This window comes from Ottowia cancrivicina (assembly GCF_029813755.1).
In the GTDB taxonomy this organism is placed as follows: domain Bacteria; phylum Pseudomonadota; class Gammaproteobacteria; order Burkholderiales; family Burkholderiaceae_C; genus Ottowia; species Ottowia massiliensis.
This window is the reverse complement of sequence record NZ_JARVII010000010.1, coordinates 42,658-59,309: the sequence shown is the minus strand read 5'-3', so window position 1 is coordinate 59,309 and position 16,652 is coordinate 42,658. Positions and strand designations below refer to the sequence as shown.

11 protein-coding genes are annotated in these 16,652 nt (G+C 64.7%); 4 read left to right on the top strand and 7 right to left on the bottom strand.

Translation table 11 applies throughout. From position 1 onward, the window contains the following. Positions 1-51: 51 nt before the first annotated feature. From QB898_RS06415 to QB898_RS06380, 7 genes are all read right to left on the bottom strand, one after another. A complete protein-coding gene (locus QB898_RS06415) occupies positions 52-642 on the bottom strand; it encodes a BPSL1445 family SYLF domain-containing lipoprotein (RefSeq protein WP_279524274.1) in 591 nt (196 codons plus the stop codon). A gap of 282 nt (positions 643-924) precedes the next feature. After that, entirely contained in the window at positions 925-2,202 is a 1,278-nt protein-coding gene (locus QB898_RS06410; RefSeq protein WP_279524273.1) for a PilT/PilU family type 4a pilus ATPase, read from the bottom strand. A 181-nt stretch (positions 2,203-2,383) separates the two neighbouring features. Then, entirely contained in the window at positions 2,384-3,217 is an 834-nt protein-coding gene (gene dapD, locus QB898_RS06405) for a 2,3,4,5-tetrahydropyridine-2,6-dicarboxylate N-succinyltransferase (protein WP_279524272.1), read from the bottom strand. A 53-nt stretch (positions 3,218-3,270) separates the two neighbouring features. Further along, positions 3,271-4,035: a DUF805 domain-containing protein gene (locus QB898_RS13330; RefSeq protein WP_158241714.1), complete on the bottom strand. Its 765-nt coding sequence runs from the start codon at positions 4,033-4,035 to the stop codon at positions 3,271-3,273. Positions 4,036-4,075: 40 nt separating this feature from the next. After that, positions 4,076-5,284, bottom strand: a complete 1,209-nt coding sequence (dapC, locus tag QB898_RS06390) for a succinyldiaminopimelate transaminase (RefSeq protein WP_279524271.1) — start codon at positions 5,282-5,284, stop codon at positions 4,076-4,078. A gap of 424 nt (positions 5,285-5,708) precedes the next feature. Then, on the bottom strand, positions 5,709-10,001 hold the full coding sequence (gene cobN / locus QB898_RS06385) for a cobaltochelatase subunit CobN (RefSeq protein WP_279524270.1): 4,293 nt from the start codon (positions 9,999-10,001) through the stop codon (positions 5,709-5,711). A gap of 576 nt (positions 10,002-10,577) precedes the next feature. Further along, positions 10,578-12,572 carry a TonB-dependent receptor plug domain-containing protein gene (locus QB898_RS06380; protein WP_279524269.1) on the bottom strand — a complete coding sequence of 665 codons (1,995 nt, stop codon included), beginning with the start codon at positions 12,570-12,572 and terminating at the stop codon, positions 10,578-10,580. Between the two features lie 164 nt (positions 12,573-12,736). On the opposite strand from QB898_RS06380, the gene QB898_RS06375 reads away from it, so the two are divergent. The 4 genes from QB898_RS06375 (at position 12,737) to QB898_RS06360 (ending at position 16,609) form a co-directional block, all read left to right on the top strand. After that, positions 12,737-13,198, top strand: coding sequence for a CBS domain-containing protein (locus QB898_RS06375; RefSeq protein ID WP_279524268.1), 462 nt, complete (start codon positions 12,737-12,739; stop codon positions 13,196-13,198). Positions 13,199-13,200: 2 nt separating this feature from the next. After that, positions 13,201-14,274: a chorismate synthase gene (gene aroC, locus QB898_RS06370; protein WP_279524267.1), complete on the top strand. Its 1,074-nt coding sequence runs from the start codon at positions 13,201-13,203 to the stop codon at positions 14,272-14,274. Positions 14,275-14,675: 401 nt separating this feature from the next. Beyond that, positions 14,676-15,662, top strand: a complete 987-nt coding sequence (locus tag QB898_RS06365; RefSeq protein ID WP_279524266.1) for a FecCD family ABC transporter permease — start codon at positions 14,676-14,678, stop codon at positions 15,660-15,662. Between the two features lie 140 nt (positions 15,663-15,802). Beyond that, entirely contained in the window at positions 15,803-16,609 is an 807-nt protein-coding gene (locus QB898_RS06360; protein ID WP_428982752.1) for an ABC transporter ATP-binding protein, read from the top strand. The last annotated feature ends 43 nt before the right edge of the window (positions 16,610-16,652 follow it).

Below are 16,652 nucleotides of genomic sequence, written 5' to 3'. Positions count from 1 at the left end.
TGCGTTGCGGCCGCCAGCTTTTCGCGCTTCAGGCAGAGAATGTTTCAGCGTTCAGCGTGCGCGCGAGACTTTCGCGCCCTGCACGGATACCCCCGCTTCAAGCCCCACATTGGTGAGCACGAAGCTGGTCACAGGCTGCTCGCTGGTGCGGCTGTCCACCATGCCATTGGCGCCCAGATGGCCGATGGCGGCCGTGGCGTCAATGCCGATGGTCCAGCCATTGCTGCGGCGGAACATTTCCAGCGCCTCGGGCGAGTTGAAAACGTAGATGACCGACTTGGCCTGTCCGCCCGCCTGAAAACCCAGCGATCCGGCATTGATGGTGTATTCCTGCGGCTGCGTGTTGCCGGCCACGTATAGCAGGCCACGGCCATGCTCCACGCCCACGATCAGGCTGCCGCCCACCACTTGCGGAAACACCAGCGCGCCCGCCGAACGGGCCACCAGCGCCTCGGAGCCTGGCGCGGCGCGATACAGGCGCGACAAGGCTTCATTGACCTGCGCCTGGAGCGACTCCTGCTGCACTTTCTGGTTGGCGTTGTCGTAAAGACCGGTCGTGGTGCAGCCCGTGGTGAAGGCGGCCGCGCCGGCGGCCAGCATGGCAGCGGCGGCAAGGCGGGTGAAAGCGGTGGTTTTGTTCATGATGTGCGTCCTTGAAAAAAGGAAGAAGCGGCTACGCCGCCAGGCCCTCTGACGGCAGCCGGGCATAAATGTAACGTGCGCCGCGCCCACGCCGCCGTGCCAGGGCGGGTGCGGAAAGGCTTCAGGTTGCTCAGGTTAGCCTGGTTGCATTTAAAAAAGGAGCAAATTTGAGGGGCAAAAATACTGCTCAGCGCTCATTCCAGTAAGACATAACGCTACGGATATAAGAGCAAATCCGATCTCTTTTTTTTCCTTTCTCATTTGAAGGCCGCAGGCGGGCCTTCAGGATTGCTTGCCGAGTTTGGGGTCGTCCAGCGGGCCGAGGTGCGAGGAGCCAAAGCCTGTGGTGCGGTCAAAGCCTGATGAGCCAAAGCCCGTGGTGCGGAAGGCGCTGTTGTGCACGTCCAGCGTGATGTCGGTGAACGAAGGCTCGTCGGCAATCGCGTCTTCATGTATGTGCGCCTGCTGGGCGGCGATGTGGCGGCTGGTGTCGTTTTGCAGGCGCCAGAGCAGGTTGGTGGGCGAGTCGGCGTAGGCCAGGCCTTCTTTGCGGTCGATGCGGCCTTCGTTGATCAGGCGCGCCAGGTCGGCTTCAAAGGTCTGCGAGCCTTCGGCCATGGAGTTTTCCATGGCTTCTTTCACGCCGGTGAAGTCGCCTTTTTCAATGAGGTCGGCCACGAGTTTGGTGTTGAGCATGACTTCCACCGCCGGGGTGCGCAGGCCGTCCACGGTGCGGATGAGGCGCTGCGAGACGATGGATTTGAGCGCCGAGGCCAGATCGCCCAGCAGCGTGGGCCGCACTTCCACGGGGTAGAAGGAGAGGATGCGGTTGAGCGCGTGGTAGCTGTTGTTGGCGTGCAGCGTGGCCAGGCACAGGTGGCCGGATTGGGCGTAGGCGATGGAGGCGCTCATGGTTTCGCGGTCGCGGATTTCGCCAATCATGATGACGTCAGGCGCCTGGCGCAGGGCGTTTTTCAGGCCGATTTGCAAGCTGGCGGTGTCGCTGCCCACTTCGCGCTGGTTCACGATGGATTTTTTGTTGGTGAACATGTATTCCAGCGGGTCTTCAATGGTGAGGATGTGGCCGGTCATGTTCTCGTTGCGGTGATCCAGCATGGCCGCCAGCGTGGTGGATTTGCCCGCGCCGGTGGCGCCCACCATGAGGATGAGGCCGCGCTTTTCGAGCACGAGGGTGCGCAGCACGTCGGGCAGGTTGAGCGTGTGCAGCGGCGGGATGTCGGGGCTGATGAAGCGGATGACGGCTGAGTACATGCCGCGCTGGCGCATGGCCGAGAGGCGGAAGTTGCCCACGCCGTGCAGCGGAATGGCGGTGTTGAGTTCGCCGGTTTCCTTCAGCTCTTCAATGCGGTTGGGCGGCACGATGTCCAGCAGCAGGTTCATCGGCCCGTCCACGGGCAGCGGCTGCGAGTTGATGGGCAGGTATTCGCCGTTGATCTTGATGGTGGCGGGCGCGCGCGGCGAGAGGTAGACGTCAGACGCCTTTTTTTCCGCCATCAGGTGCAGGATGCGCTCCATCATGGAAGCGGGTGCGTTGGACATGGTGTGTTTTCCTTTCCCTTGAGAGATATGTGCAGTGCGGGCCGGGTGCTGCGGAGCGGTTTTGCATTGAAAAGAGGAGCAGATTCAGAGCGCTAAAAATGGCGTTTGCGCACGTTTCACTAGGACCTAATGCTATGAATCGAGGAGCTAGATCATCTCCGCAACCCATCCCCTTTGGCCTTCAGGGGCGCAACAGGTCGTTGATGCTGGTTTTGGCGCGCGTTTGCGCGTCCACGCGCTTGACGATGACGGCGGCATACAGGCTGTAGGGCTGGCCGCTGGCGGTCTGCCGGGGCAGGCTGCCGCTGACCACCACGCTGCCTGAGGGCACGCGGCCATAGCTGATTTCGCCGGTTTCGCGGTTGAAGATGGGCGTGCTCTGGCCCAGATACACGCCCATGCCGAGCACCGAGTGTTCTTCCACGATCACGCCTTCCACCACTTCGGAGCGCGCGCCGATGAAGCAGTTGTCTTCAATGATGGTGGGGTTGGCCTGCAAAGGCTCCAGCACGCCGCCCAGCCCCACGCCGCCTGACAAATGCACGTTTTTGCCCACTTGCGCGCAGCTGCCCACGGTGGCCCAGGTGTCCACCATCGCGCCTTCGTCCACGTAGGCGCCAATGTTCACGTAAGAGGGCATGAGCACCACGCCCTTGCCGATGAAGCTGCCGCGTCGCGCCACGGCGGGCGGCGCCACGCGCACGCCGCTGGCAGCCAGCGCAGCGTCGTCCATGCCGCCGAATTTGGTGGGCACCTTGTCAAAAAAGGCCAATTCGCCCGCCCGCACGGGCGCGTTGTCAGTCAGGCGAAAGGAAAGCAGCACGGCTTTTTTGATCCACTGATGCACCGTCCACCGCCCCACGCCTTCGCGCGTGGCCACGCGCAGGCGCCCCGCGTCCAGCTCGGCCAGCACGTGCCGCACGGCCTCGCGCACGTCAGCCGGGGCTTGCGCGGGGGAAATTTGCGCGCGGTTTTCCCACGCGGCATCAATGGTTTGCTGCAATAGCTGGGTCATGGGTTTCTTTCGGGTTGAGTGAGTGAATCAGGGAGATCAAGCAAGGCGCGCCATCACCACGTTGGGTCTTGGCCGTAATCGTTGCGGCCTTCTTCGCTGGGCTGCACGAGCCAGAACAGCAAGACCAATGCGCCGATGATCGTGATGTAGAGCAGCTGCCACCAGCCGCTGCGGCCCACGTCGTGCAGGCGGCGGGCGCCCACGGCAAAGTTGGGGATCAGAAAGGCCAGGCTGAGAACGAGCGACAGGTTATCGGCAAGGCTTTGGGACACAAAAGTCAAAACCAAAAGCGCCATGTTCAGCAAAAACTGAAACAGCATGAAATACCAGTATTCCGCCCGCCGCGCGCGCCCGGAAAAGTCGAAATATTTCCGGAAGCACTGCTGAATGGCCCACAAAAAGCCGGCGCTGCCGTCATCGCTGCTGGAACGGCGGCCTGCGCGGCTTGATCTGCTGGCCGCTGCTGCGCCGCCAGCGGACCATTCATGCGCATGGCCGCCAGGCGGCACGGAAGACGGCCCTTGAGCGCGGTGCGCCACTTCCAGCTCTGGCACGGCGGCCACGGCGCGGCCGGGCGCGGCTGGCGGCGGGGGCGGCAGCTGCTCGCTGGCATGCGGAGCCGGGGGCTGGGTCGCCCGCTCCCACAGTTTGGTGAGCTTGCTGGCGCGCACCCACTCGGTCATGCCTTCGCGCCAGACGAGCGTGTCAGGCATGACAGTGCCCTTGCGCGCCAGCCGCGCCAGTTCGCCGCCCGTGCACGGGCCGAATTTCTCTTGCCCAACGGCGTACCACCAGATTTTTTCTGAACCGTCACTCATCACTCATTTCCTCAGGGTTTGAAATCGGTAAAACCAGCGTTCAATCAGGGTTGCCGCTGATGAACGCCGCGATGCGCCGCGCCGCTTGCACGCATTCATCCACCGGCGCCACCAGCGCCAGGCGCACGCGGCCCGCGCCCGGGTTGAAGCCCGCCGCCTCGCGCGCCAGAAAGCTGCCTGGCAGCACCGTCACATGGCACGCGGCATACAGCGCGCGGGCAAAGGCCGCGTCATCGCCGCCAAAGGCGGGCGGCACCCCGGCCCACAGGTAAAACGACGCATCGGGCAGGCGCACATCCATCACCGGCTGCAAGATGGGCATGACCTGCGCGAACTTGTCGCGGTACAGCCGCCGGTTTTCACGCACGTGCGCTTCGTCGCCCCAGGCAGCGGCGCTGGCCGCCTGCACTGCGCCGCCCATCGCGCTGCCGTGGTAGGTGCGGTAGAGCAAAAACGATTTGAGCAGCTGCGCATCGCCCGCCACGAAGCCCGAACGCAGCCCCGGCACGCTGCTGCGCTTGGACAGGCTGGTGAGCATGACGAGATTGCGCCAATCGCGCCCCAGCTGCATGGCCGCCTGCAAGCCGCCCAGCGGCGGGGCGTCGTCGTCAAAGTAAATCTCGCTGTAGCACTCGTCAGAGGCAATGACGAAGCCGTGCCGCTCGCTCAGCTCAAACAGCATGCGCCATTCGTCCAGCGGCATCACCGCGCCCGTGGGATTGCCGGGCGAGCACACGTAGGCCAGCTGCGTGCGCTGCCACACGGCCTCAGGCACCTGGTCCCAGCGCGGCGCGAAATTGCGCGCCGCGTCGCTGGGCACGTAATGCGGCTCGGCGCCAGCCAGCAAGGCCGCGCCTTCGTAGATTTGATAGAAGGGATTGGGGCAAACCACCGTGGGCCGCGCCCGCGTGGGGTCAATCACCGTCTGCGCCAGCGCAAACAGCGCCTCGCGCGAACCCAGCGTGGGCAGCACTTGCGTGGCCGCATCCGCCTGCACGCCGTAGCGCCGCCGCAGCCAGGCCGCGCAGGCTTCGCGCAACAGCGGCAGCCCCGCCGTGGCAGGGTAGCCCGCCAGACCATCGGCCAGCGCTTCATCCAGCGCCTGCCTGATCAGCGGCGGCGCGGCGTGGCGCGGCTCGCCAATACCCAGGTTGATGTGGCGCAGCGCCGCAGGCGGCTGCACACCGGCAAACAACTGGCGCAGCCGCTCGAAGGGATAGGGCTGCAAACGGGCAAGGCGAGGATTCATGAAACAGGCCGTAAATACGAAAGGCCGATTGTGACGGACTTAAGACGGGCGCAAAGCTCCCGCCCGCTGATTCGCGCAGGCCGGCGTGGCAAATCTGCGGCACTTCCATCTGCAGCGCTTTCATTTGTGGCGCTGGGCCTGCGGCGAGCCGCTGAGGCCCGCTTCAGCGCTTTTCCCGGCTTTCTGCCAAGATGGCATCAGAAACAGGAGCAAATTTGATGGGGTTCAAATGCCGCTCACCGCAGATTCCACTAGGACGTCATGCTATGGATTGATGAGCAACAAAAGAGGCTTTCAGAACTGTGCAACGGTTGCGGGCGCTGGAGCGGGGCAGTTTCTAGGGCCGTCATAGAGCAGGCATTGGCTTTGTGATGGATGCCGCCCGCGCCCTTTTGGGGGCGCGTTGGGGCGCGCTTTTGCTTGCCTACCTGCACTTGCGTCCGGCGCGCGCCTGGCTGGCTGCGCCGGCGGCCATGAGGGCGAGCAGGGCGCAGATGGCGATCAGGCGCTGCCAGTCGGTTTCGTCGCTGCCATCAGGCGGGGGGGGCGGCTGCTGGCGTTCGAGCTGCATGCCGCGCACGGTTTCGGCGGGCGGGGTGTCGGCGGCTTGTTCGGGCGGTGTTTCGGGCGGTTGTTCAGCTTGCGGCTGGGCGGGCGGATCGGCCGAGGCGGCCGGGGCGGCCGCAGCGGGCGCTTCCAGGCCAAAGCCGGGGGCCGGGGCTGTGCTGGCGGGGTCATTGACGAAGGCGGTGAACGGGGCGTTTTCGCTGCGCACGTCGTATTTGCGCGCGAGTTCGACGTAGCGGGCCTTCAGATCGGCCAGCGTTTGCTCGTCGGTGCGCCAGTAGCCCTGGCGGATGGCTTCGACCATGCGCTCGATGGTTTGGGCCTGGGCGTGGGGGTTGTGCTTTTCAAACCACTGGTTCAGGCCCAGCTGGTGTTTGTCGCGCACGTAGACATCCATCATTTCCTGCCACTGGTCGTCGCGCACGATTTCGCGGGAGACGGCGGTCCAGCCCCAGAAGTTGTTGGTGGCGTCGAGCACTTCGAGCGTGCCGGCATAGCCTTCGGCCATCAGGCCCTTGATGTAGCCGGGATGGAACTGGCGGGTGGACAGTTCTTTGGCCAGGAACTGGGCGGCGGTTTCGAGCCGTTCGCCGCCCGCTTTGCGCAGGTTGCTGATGTACAGCTGCGGCGCTTTGCCGTCGAGGTGGCGCACGGCCAGGCCAATGCCGCCGAGGAACTGGAAGGGGTCGTCGGTGGTGAGCATGCCGTAGACGTTGGAGGTGCGCGAGAGCACGGCGCCTTCGGTGCCGCGCAATTGTTCGGCGTAGAGGTTGGGGGCGTCTTGGGCGCTGGCTTTGCCGCTTTCTTTTCCACTGGCTTTGCCGCCGCCTTCATCTTCGCCATCGCCTGCCAGGGTGCTGCCCCATTTGGCGGCGTTGGGGCCGTAGGCGTATTGCATGCGCGAGAGGTAAAGGCGGGCGAGCTTGCGGTCGCCCTCGGCCTTGCCTTGCCACTGGTCGGTGTCCATGGCGGCGTGGTTGATGCCGGTGCCGTAGCGGCCCGAGGCGGAGGAGAAGATGCGCGTTTGCGCGGCGTCCAGCGCGTCGGCTTCGCTCATGCCGCCTGCGCGCAGCTTGCTGGCAATGCGGCGGGTGTTGGCGGCAATGGGGTTGTCGGCTTCGCTTTCGCCTTCGGCCTCGGAGGCGAGCTTGGCGGCCTGGGCGAGCTTTTCCATGATGTTGGGGAAGTGGTCGCGGTACAGGCCGGTGGCGGAGATGACCACGTCCACGCGTGGGCGGCCCAGCTCCTGGCGGGGGATGAGGCGCACGCCTTCCACGCGCCCGCCCGCGTTCCACACCGGCTCCACGCCCATGAGCCACAGCGCCTGCGCTTCGAGCAGGCCCTGGTGGCGCATGGTTTCGGCAGACCACAGGGAAAAGGCGATCTTGGCGGGGTATTTGCCGCCGTTTTGCTGGCGGTGGGCTTCAATGAGGGCGTCGCCCGCTTTTTTGCCCGCTTCCCATGCCTGTTTGGGCGGCACGCGGCTGGGGTCAAAGCCGTAGAGGTTGCGGCCCGTGCGCAAGGTGTCGGGGTTGCGCACGGGGTCGCCCCCGGTGCTGGTGGGCACGTAGCGGCCCGCCAGGGCTTGCAGCAGGCCTTCGTTTTCGCTGCTGGCGTCCAGCGCCTGCCACCACGCTTTGCCTTGCTCCAGCTGCTTTTGCAGCTCTTCGGGCAGATTGGCGGGGGTTTTGCCGTCAAGGGAGTCGGCCAGCAGGCGGTAGCCGGGGTTTTGGTCCAGCGCTTCGTAGTTGATGACCAGGGCTTCGTCCAGCTCGCTTTCAGGCACGCCGGCCTGGCGGGCGGCGGCTTCCTGGTACGGCTGGCCCAGCATCATCATGGCGGTGGCGATGCGGTGCCCGGGCGTGGCGGCTTCGCCAAAGGTGTGCAGACCGATGGGCTGGATGGTTTGCGCCAGCTCGTGCAGGTGCACGTGCAGCGCGTCCACAAAGGCGGGGAATTCGGCCCTGGCTTTTTCGGGCGCCCAGGCCATGTCGGCCATGAGGCGCTCTTTTTCGGCCATTTTCAAAATGTCGGCGGCGTATTGCGCCTTGACGGCGCCTTCGTCTTGCGCCAGCCATTTGTGCAGCAGCTCGTGGATTTCTTCCAGCTTGTCGTGCAGGCCCGCCGGGCGCAGGGCGGCGGTCTGGTGGCTGATGGTGACGGCGCGCCCCCGGCGCTTGGCCTGGGTGGCTTCGCCCACGTTGTCGATGATGTAGGGATAGACCACGGGCACGTCGCCCACGGCGAGCATGGGCGGGTCGAACAGGGACAGGCCCCGCTCCTTGCCCGGCAGCCACTCTTGCGTGCCGTGGGTGCCGAAGTGAATGAGCGCGTCGCGCGCGGGCGAGGCAGCGGGCGGCAGCGGGTGTTTTTTGGCCGCTTGCAGGGCTTTTTCATCCATCGCGCCCTGGCGCACCCAGAGGTAGGCGGCCAGATACGAGTGGGGAGGCAGCGCGTCGGCCTTGGTGGAGTGGTAGAGGGCGGCTTCGCTCAGGCTGCCTTCGCCTGCGTTTTTGTCCACGCCTTTGTCGCTGCGGCCCATGAGGGGCAGCAGGGCCAGGCGGCCCATTTGCAGGCGGGGAATGACGAAGTAGCTTTTGCCGCCTTGCTGGATGACGTAGGCCGAGCGTTCCGGCTCGCCCCAGCGCTTGCGCATGGCCGCTTGCGTGGCCGCAGGCAGGCTTTGCAGCCACTGGCGGTATTGCGCCACGGGCAGCAAGGCGGCCAGGCCGTCTTTGAGCAGGCCGGGCAGCTCGCCGTCGCGGTAGCCGGGGGCCAGCAGGCGCTGCACGTCGGCAATGAGTTTTTCTTCTTCGGGCGGCTCGGGCACGTCATAGCCTGCCGCGTGCAGGGCTTTCATCACGCTGATGAGGCTGCGCGGCACGTTCATGAATGAAGCGGCCACGTTTTTTTCGCCGCCGGGGTGGTTCCAGAAGATGAGCGCCAGCTCTTTTTGCGCGTTGGGCTTGCGGCGCAGGGCGGCCAGGTTCAGCGCCTTGCCGGCCATGGACTGCATTTGTGCAGGAATGGCGGCGATGGCCTCATCGCCGCCCTGGCGCACGGCAGAGGCAATCTGGATGTCGGCCACGCCCGCCATTTCAGGCTGCGTCATGTAAAAGGGAATGCTTGCCATGGGCAGGCCGTGTTCGTCGGCGGCCCAGGCGGCTTCGTCGCCCGTGCGGTAGGTGGTGGCCTGGATGACGGGCAGGCCCAATTCTTCAAATTCTTTCCGGCGGCCTTCGGCGTTGAGCGTGATTTGAAAGCTGACGATGGCGTCGGCCAGCGGGGCGGCATCGGGCTGCTCGCTGGCATTCACTGCGGCAAAAGGACGCAGCAGCTTGCCGATGTCGCCAGCGGGCAGCATGCGGTCATAAATGGGCATGGCAATGGCGCCTGTTTTTTCGATGCGCTGCACCAGGTCGTCAATAAAGCCCGTTTGCATGCCCGAGATGTATTCCTGATGGATGGACAAGGCGATGATGGGCGGCCGCTCGGCCTGGCCCTGAATCTGCGCTTGGCTCAATCCCTTGAATTTCAGAAATTCGGGCACGCTGGCAAAAACCAGATCGGGCGCTTTGGGGTGATATACGGCGGATTTTGGAAAGACCACGGGCGCGGGCAAATCAGCCGGGGCGGGCTTTTTGTGAACAATGGCTGAAAGCAGCGCGAGAAAGTTTTTCATGTTGCGCTCGCCGCCATTTTCATAATAGGCAATCAGGTTTTTAAGCTGCTTTTCGTCAAAACCGCCGGCCAGCGGCGTTTCCGATTCATGCAGCCAGGCGAAATAAGGCGCTTCAATGTTTTTCACGATGTCGCCCATGGCCGCCATGGTTTGCGGGCGCATGGGCAAATCCAGCAAAACGGCTTCATGGCCCTTGAGCCGCTGCGGCTCCAGCGCGCCCGCGCCCGCGCCCGCGCCCGCGCCCGCGCCCAACGGCACGATGTATGAATCCACGGCCAGGCCGTAGGGCGCGGCCATTTGGGCCAGTTCGTGAAATTTGCCCTTGGGCACGTTGGACGTGGCGATGAACAGCAGTTTGTGCGGCGCGCCGCCTGCTGGCGGCTGGGCCTGGGCAGGCCAGGCCAGCCAGCAGGCGGCCAGCCAGAAAAGAAGAAAACGGCGCAAAAGACCAAGGGCGAGACGGGACATGGCGTATCTGGCTGGGCGGTTGGAAAAGAGGCGGTTGCGGGCAGCGGACCGGGTGGCGGGTTTTGGGCATCCAATCGGCCGCAAGTCCTGATGGAATCAGCGCGGGCAGCTATCTTTTTTGAAACCCATGACGGGTGCGGGATGGCCCTTGCGCGAAAGCGGCCCGCAGGGCAGGGCGCACGGAACGGGCTGGAATGCCAGGCCGGCAAACCGGAAAAGCAGCGGGGCAGGGCGCTGATTCAGGAAAAAGCATATTCATCACTGCCATCCGGAATGAATCCGGCCATGCGCATGAACGAATATTTCCGGATGAGCGGGCCAGGTGAAAACGGACAAATGACATGGCTGAAGATTCGGCGCTTCCATTTCGCCAATGTGCGGCGGCATTTCCGGCGCCGTATTTCATTCATGGGCCTTCCGGGCCGCGCGCCCCTGCTTGAGCAGGGGGCTGCTTCTCATCAAAAACAGAAGCAAATACAGACCCCACAAAAGGGCATCCTGCGCAATCTCTTTGCGGACCTCATGCTATCAAACAAGGAGCGAAAAAAGCCTTTTCGCAAGGGCTGCGCAAGCGCATCAGAAATCGGCCCGCACGTTCACGGCCAAGGTGCGGCCGCGAATGGCGTAGCCGAAGTCTTCGGACTTGTCGGCCAGGCGCACGTTGCCAATGTTGTCCACTCCCACGCGCCAGCTCAGCATCTTGTTGACTTGCTGGCCCACGCTGAGGTTGAACAGGGTGTAGGCGGGCAGGCGGCCGCCGCTTTGGCTGATGCGCTGGCGGCCCGTGTAGTCCAGCCCCAGGCGCGCGCTCAGGCCCCAGGCGCCTTGCCATTGCAGTTGCGAGTGCAGCACCTGGCGCGGGCGGCCGGTCAGTTCCACGCCGGAGTTGCTGTCTTTGGTGCGCAGCAAGGTGAGGTCGTTGTTCCACTTGAAGCCGGGGGCGAAGGCCCAGCTCAGGCCCAGCTCCGCGCCGCGCATGGTGGCGCGGTTTACGTTGTCGTACTGGTAGGTGACGCGCACCAGCCGCCCCATGCGCTGGCGGCTGACTTCGCGGAAATAGATCAGGTCTTTGACGCGGGTGTGAAACAGCGTGCCGCGCAGCGAAAGCGGCCCGGTGGTGTAGTCGGCCCCCACTTCAAACGAGGTGGAGCTTTCGGGCTTGATGCGGGCGTTGCCCAGGAAGGTGTGCGGGCCTTCGGCGCCCACGTAGTTGGGCGATATCTGCTTGAGCGTGGGCGCCTTGAACGCGCCGCCCACGCCGCCTTTGATGACGAGGTTTTCACTCGGCTCCCAGACCAGGTAGGCGCGGGGGCTGACGTGGTTGCCAAAGATCTGGTGATGGTCCACCCGCACGCCCAGCGTGGCGATGAGGTGGCTGGCAAAGGCGAATTCATCTTGCGCAAACAAGGCCTTGTGCGTGGCGCTGTCTTTGCCGTCGGTCAGCCCGGCGTTGATGAGTTTTTCGCGCCGCCATTCGCCGCCGGCGGTGAGGCGGTGGCCGCCCATGCGCCACTGCACGAAGCCATCGCCCACCACGTCGCGCATGTCTTGCGGGCGCGTGGGCGCAACGCCATTGGTGCGGTGCGTGCTCACGCCAATGGCGCTGCGGTAGACGCGCAGCTGCGCTTTGACGTCGTTGCCGAAAACGCCGTTCCACTGGCCGTAGCCGTGGTCGCGATTGACTTTGTAGGTGTTTTGGTAGGGCGTGGCCCGGGCGCTGCGCGCCACGTCGTCGTAGAAGCGGTCTTCGCTGCCGTGCTGAATGCCTGCCTCGAAGGTGTGGCGGGCGTTGAGCGCGTAGCGCGCCGAGAAGCTGCCGGAAGTGCTCCTGCGGCCTTCGATTTCGCTATAGCGCCGGTTTTCGCGCAAGGCCACGGGATTGACATGGCTGCGCTCGGCATTGACGCGCAGCGCCAGCCCTTGCGCCACGGGGCCGCCCGCGTACACAGCGGTTTTGCCGCCCGTGCCGCCCCATTTGGCGCTGCTGGCGCGCTGGCCGGAGAGGCTGACCGAGCCTTCCCATTTGTCGGTGGGCCAGCGGGTGATGATGTTCACCACGCCGCCCAGCGCCTCGGAGCCATACAGGGCCGAGAGCGGGCCGCGAATGACTTCCACCCGCTCGATGGCAGAGGCGGGAACCCAGCCGTACTGGTAATCAGAGTGGCCCACCACGTCGTCCGAGGCGGCAATGCGGCGGCCATCCATGAGCACCAGCGTGTGCGAATCGTTCATGCCGCGCAGGGTGAAGGTTTTGCGCCCGCCCACCTGGCGCGCCGAAAGCGTCAGGCCTGGAGCGTCTTCAATCAGGGTGAGCAAGTCTTCATCAGGGCGGCTGCTTTGCTGCAGCGTCTGGCGGTCAAACACCGTGACGGAAGCGGGCGCGGTGCGGGCGTCTTCTTCGCTGCGCGTGGCCGTCACGGTCACTTGCGGCAGCACGGCCTGCTCCTGGTTCTTTTTCTGCTTCTGCGCATGGGCATGGCCCGCGTGCAAATCCTGCGACTGCGCGGCTCCGGCGCAAACCAGCAGGCTGGCAGCGGCCAAAACACTGAAACTCAAGGGATGGCGCGACATGAAACAAGTCTCCTTCTAGCTGCGAAGCTCATTATTTTGTCACAGCGAATAACAAGCGTTATCAGTCAAAGTCTATTCATTGACAACGCTTCATCCAGAAGCGCCAGCTTGGGGCTGGGCTATATTCATTTCCTTTCCCTGCACTCCACACTCAAGAGACAGCCATGAAAGTCAGCGACATCCTGCGCATCAAAGGCAACACGCTATTTACCGTGCAGGCTGGCGAAACCCTGAAGACGGCCATTGCCGTCATGGCCGAAAAAGATATCGGCTCGCTTGTCGTGGTGGAGCATGGCGATCTGGCGGGCATGCTCACTTTTCGCGAAGTCATTCTGGCGCTGGCGCAAAACCGTCCGCTGGACAGCATTTACGTGCGCAGCGTGATGAATGACAGCCCCCTGACTTGCACGCCCGAAACCGACATGGAAGAAGTCAGCCGCATGATGCTCAAACACCATGCCCGCTACATGCCCGTGATGGATCAGAAAATGCTCATGGGCATCATCAGCTTTCACGACATGGCCCATGCCGTGGTGAGCAGCCAGGATTTTGAAAACCGCCTGCTCAAGGCATTTATCCGGCAATGGCCGCAAACCGACGGCGGCGAACAGGGCAGGGCGACATAAAAATGGCAGGCAACACGCTGGGCACTTTGTTTGCCGTGACCAACTTCGGAGAATCCCACGGCCCGGCCATCGGCTGCGTGATTGACGGCTGCCCGCCCGGCATGGCGCTGGCCGAATCTGACATCCAGCCTGAGCTGGACCGCCGCCGCCCTGGCAGCAGCGCCTTTGTCACGCAGCGCCAGGAAGCCGACCGGGTGGAAATCCTCTCGGGCGTGTATCAGGGCCAAACCACCGGCACGCCCATCTGCCTGCTGATTCGCAACACCGACCAGCGCAGCAAAGACTATTCAGACATCGCGCAAGCCTTTCGCCCCGGCCACGCCGATTACGCCTACTACCGCAAATACGGCATCCGCGACCCGCGCGGCGGCGGCCGCTCATCCGCGCGCCTGACGGCCCCCACCGTGGCCGCAGGCGCCGTGGCGCGCAAATGGCTGCGCGAGCGCCACGGCACGCAATTTCAGGGCTGTATGACGCAGCTGGGCGAGCTGCCTATCGCCTTTGAAAGCTGGGACTACGTGGCGCAAAACCCGTTTTTCGCCCCTGTGGCCGACACCGCCGCGCTGGAAAACTACATGCGCGCGCTGCGCAAAAGCGGTGACTCCTGCGGCGCACGCCTGCGCGTGACGGCCCGGAACATGCCTGCCGGGCTGGGCGAGCCTTTGTATGACCGGCTGGACGCCGACATCGCCCACGCCATGATGGGCCTGAACGCTGTCAAGGGCGTGGAAATTGGCGACGGCTTTGCCTGCGTCACCCAAAAAGGCAGCGAACATGGCGACGCCATGTTCCCGGGCGAAGCGGGCCGCCCGCGTTTTGCCAGCAACCACGCTGGCGGCATCCTGGGCGGCATCAGCACGGGGCAAGACCTGGAGGTGAGCGTCGCCATCAAGCCCACCAGCTCCATCCTCATTCCCCGTCCTTCCATCAACACGGCAGGCGAAGCGGTCGAACTCATCACCAAAGGCCGCCACGACCCTTGCGTTGGCATTCGCGCCACGCCCATCCTGGAAGCATTGCTTGCTTTGGTCGTCATGGATCATGCGATGCATCAGCAAGCGCGCGCTACGGCTTAATTTTTTGGATGAGAAAAAGCTAGCCCGACGCTATCCGCCGAAAGCAGTTCGACTGAGAACAGTTCGAGCTTGCGCATTCTTTGTTCGAGAGAAGACTGTTAAACTTAACATAAGGCAAATTATGGGAAGCTTTTGGGTGAAGCGCGACGCTAAGAACGATGCTTGCTGCCCAGTTCCATCAGAGGCAAGGTGAGGTTGCTGGTAACGAAGAACATGCATGCTTTTTCCAGCAACTCGAGGAGCACCTTCAATGAGTCTTCGCCAGCACGTAGAGCGCCCACAGCTTCTAATCAGCGCCAAAAGCGGCAGGCCTGCAAGGCACAGCGGCCTGCGGCTTGTCTAAAACCCCATGTCTGACTCTCATCCATGAAAATCCGGCCGATTTGGGCCGTTCGTGATTCATGCCTGCCGTTTTCCGTCTTGTTTTCGCCTTGTCGTTGGCTGGCATCGCCTTGGCCTGCCTGGGGCTGGGCGTGGGCAGCACGGGCTGGCGCAGTTTGTGGCAGGTGTGGGGCGATGCAGCGGCCTGGCAGATTGTGTGGGATGTGCGCCTGCCGCGCACGCTGGGCGCTTGGCTGGCCGGGGCGCTGCTGGGGCTGGCCGGGGCGGTGGCGCAGGGGCTGTTTCGCAATGCGCTGGCAGATCCGTTTTTGCTGGGCAGCGCCTCGGGGGCCACGCTGGCCGTGGCGCTGGCGCTGGCCGTCATGGGCCTGCCGCTGGCTGCCGCTGGCTGGCTGGCGCGGCTGGGGCTGACGGGGGCCGCTTTTGCGGGGGCGCTGGGCGGCGTGCTGCTGGCGCTGGCACTGGCGCAAGGGGCGCAGCACACGCCGCGCCTGTTGCTGGCAGGCGTGGTGGCGGGCTATGCGCTGGGGGCATGCAAGGATCTGATCACGCTGGCCGCGCCTGACATCTTGCAGGCCATGCAGCTTTTCATGCTGGGCAGCAGCGCCTTCGTGGGCTGGGCGGGCTGCGCGCTGATGGCCGCCGCGCTGGCGGCCTGCCTGCTGGCGGCCTGGGCGCTGGCCCGCGTGCTGGACGCCCTCTCGCTGGGCGAGGCCACGGCGCGGAGCCTGGGCCTGCCCTTGCCTGCCGCCCGCGCCGCGCTGGTGGCGGTGCTGGCGCTGGCCACGGGGGCGGCGGTGGCGCAAACGGGGCTGATTGCTTTTGTCGGCCTGGCAGCGCCGCACGTGGTGCGCCAGCTCGCTCCGGTGCGCCATGCCTGGCTGCTGCCCCTGGCGGCGCTGGCGGGCGGCACGCTGCTGCAGGCAGCTGACATCGGCGCGCGCTGGCTGCTGACGCCGCAGGAGCTGCCTGTGGGCGTGCTCACAGCCACGCTGGGCGGCGGTTATCTGCTGTGGCTGATGCGCCAGCAGGCGCGCAGGGAATGAAGCCGCTTGGAAGGATTGATTTCGCTCCATTATCCATAGCAATACGTCCTAGTAGAACGTGCGCGAAAGGCGTTTTTAAACCACTTGAATTCGCTCCTCTTTCTGATGCCCCAGATGCATTGCCCAGAAACCGTTTCGCCGTGAATCCGAACCCCCATCCACCCAACCCCCCTGCCCTGCAAGCTGAAAACATCACCCTGCGCCGTGGCGGTCAGAGCGTGCTGTGCGGCGTGCGCCTGAGCGTGCCGCTTGGACGCTGGCTGGCCGTGGCGGGGCCGAACGGCGCGGGCAAATCCACCTTGCTGCAATGCCTGGCCGGGCTGCTGCTGCCACATGAAGGGCAGACGCGCGTGCTGGGGCAGCCGCTGGCGGCGCTGACCGGGCCACAGCGCGCGCGGCGCGTGGCCTGGCTGGGGCAGGCCGAAGCCGTTTCAGGCGAGCTGACGGCGTGGGATGTGGCCATGCTGGGCCGCCTGCCGCACCAAGGCTGGCTGGCCACGCCCTCGGCCGCCGATCGTGAAGCGGCCGAATCCGCCTTGCGCGACACCGGCGCGTGGGCCTGGCGCGGCAGGCCGCTGGGCCAGCTCTCTGGCGGCGAACGCCAGCGCGTGCTGCTGGCCCGCGCCCTGGCCACGCAAGCGCCCGTGCTGCTGCTGGACGAGCCGCTGGCCAATCTGGACCCGCCCCACCAGGCCGACTGGATGGCGCTCATGCGCCGCCACGTGGCAGCAGGCGGCGCCGTCATCAGCGTGCTGCACGAGCTGGGCATGGCCTTGCAGGCCGATGACCTGCTGCTGATGCGGGCGGGCGGCGTCTTTCACTGCGGCCCCGTGCAGGAAGATGCCACGCGCCGCGCCCTGCAAGCGGTGTTCGATGACCGCATCGCCATCCACCCCTTGCCGCCAGCGGCTGACGGCAGGCCCCAATGGGCGGCCATTGCCGTGTGAAAACGGATTTTGAAACGGGCTTTGAAAATAGCTTTTTTCTTTT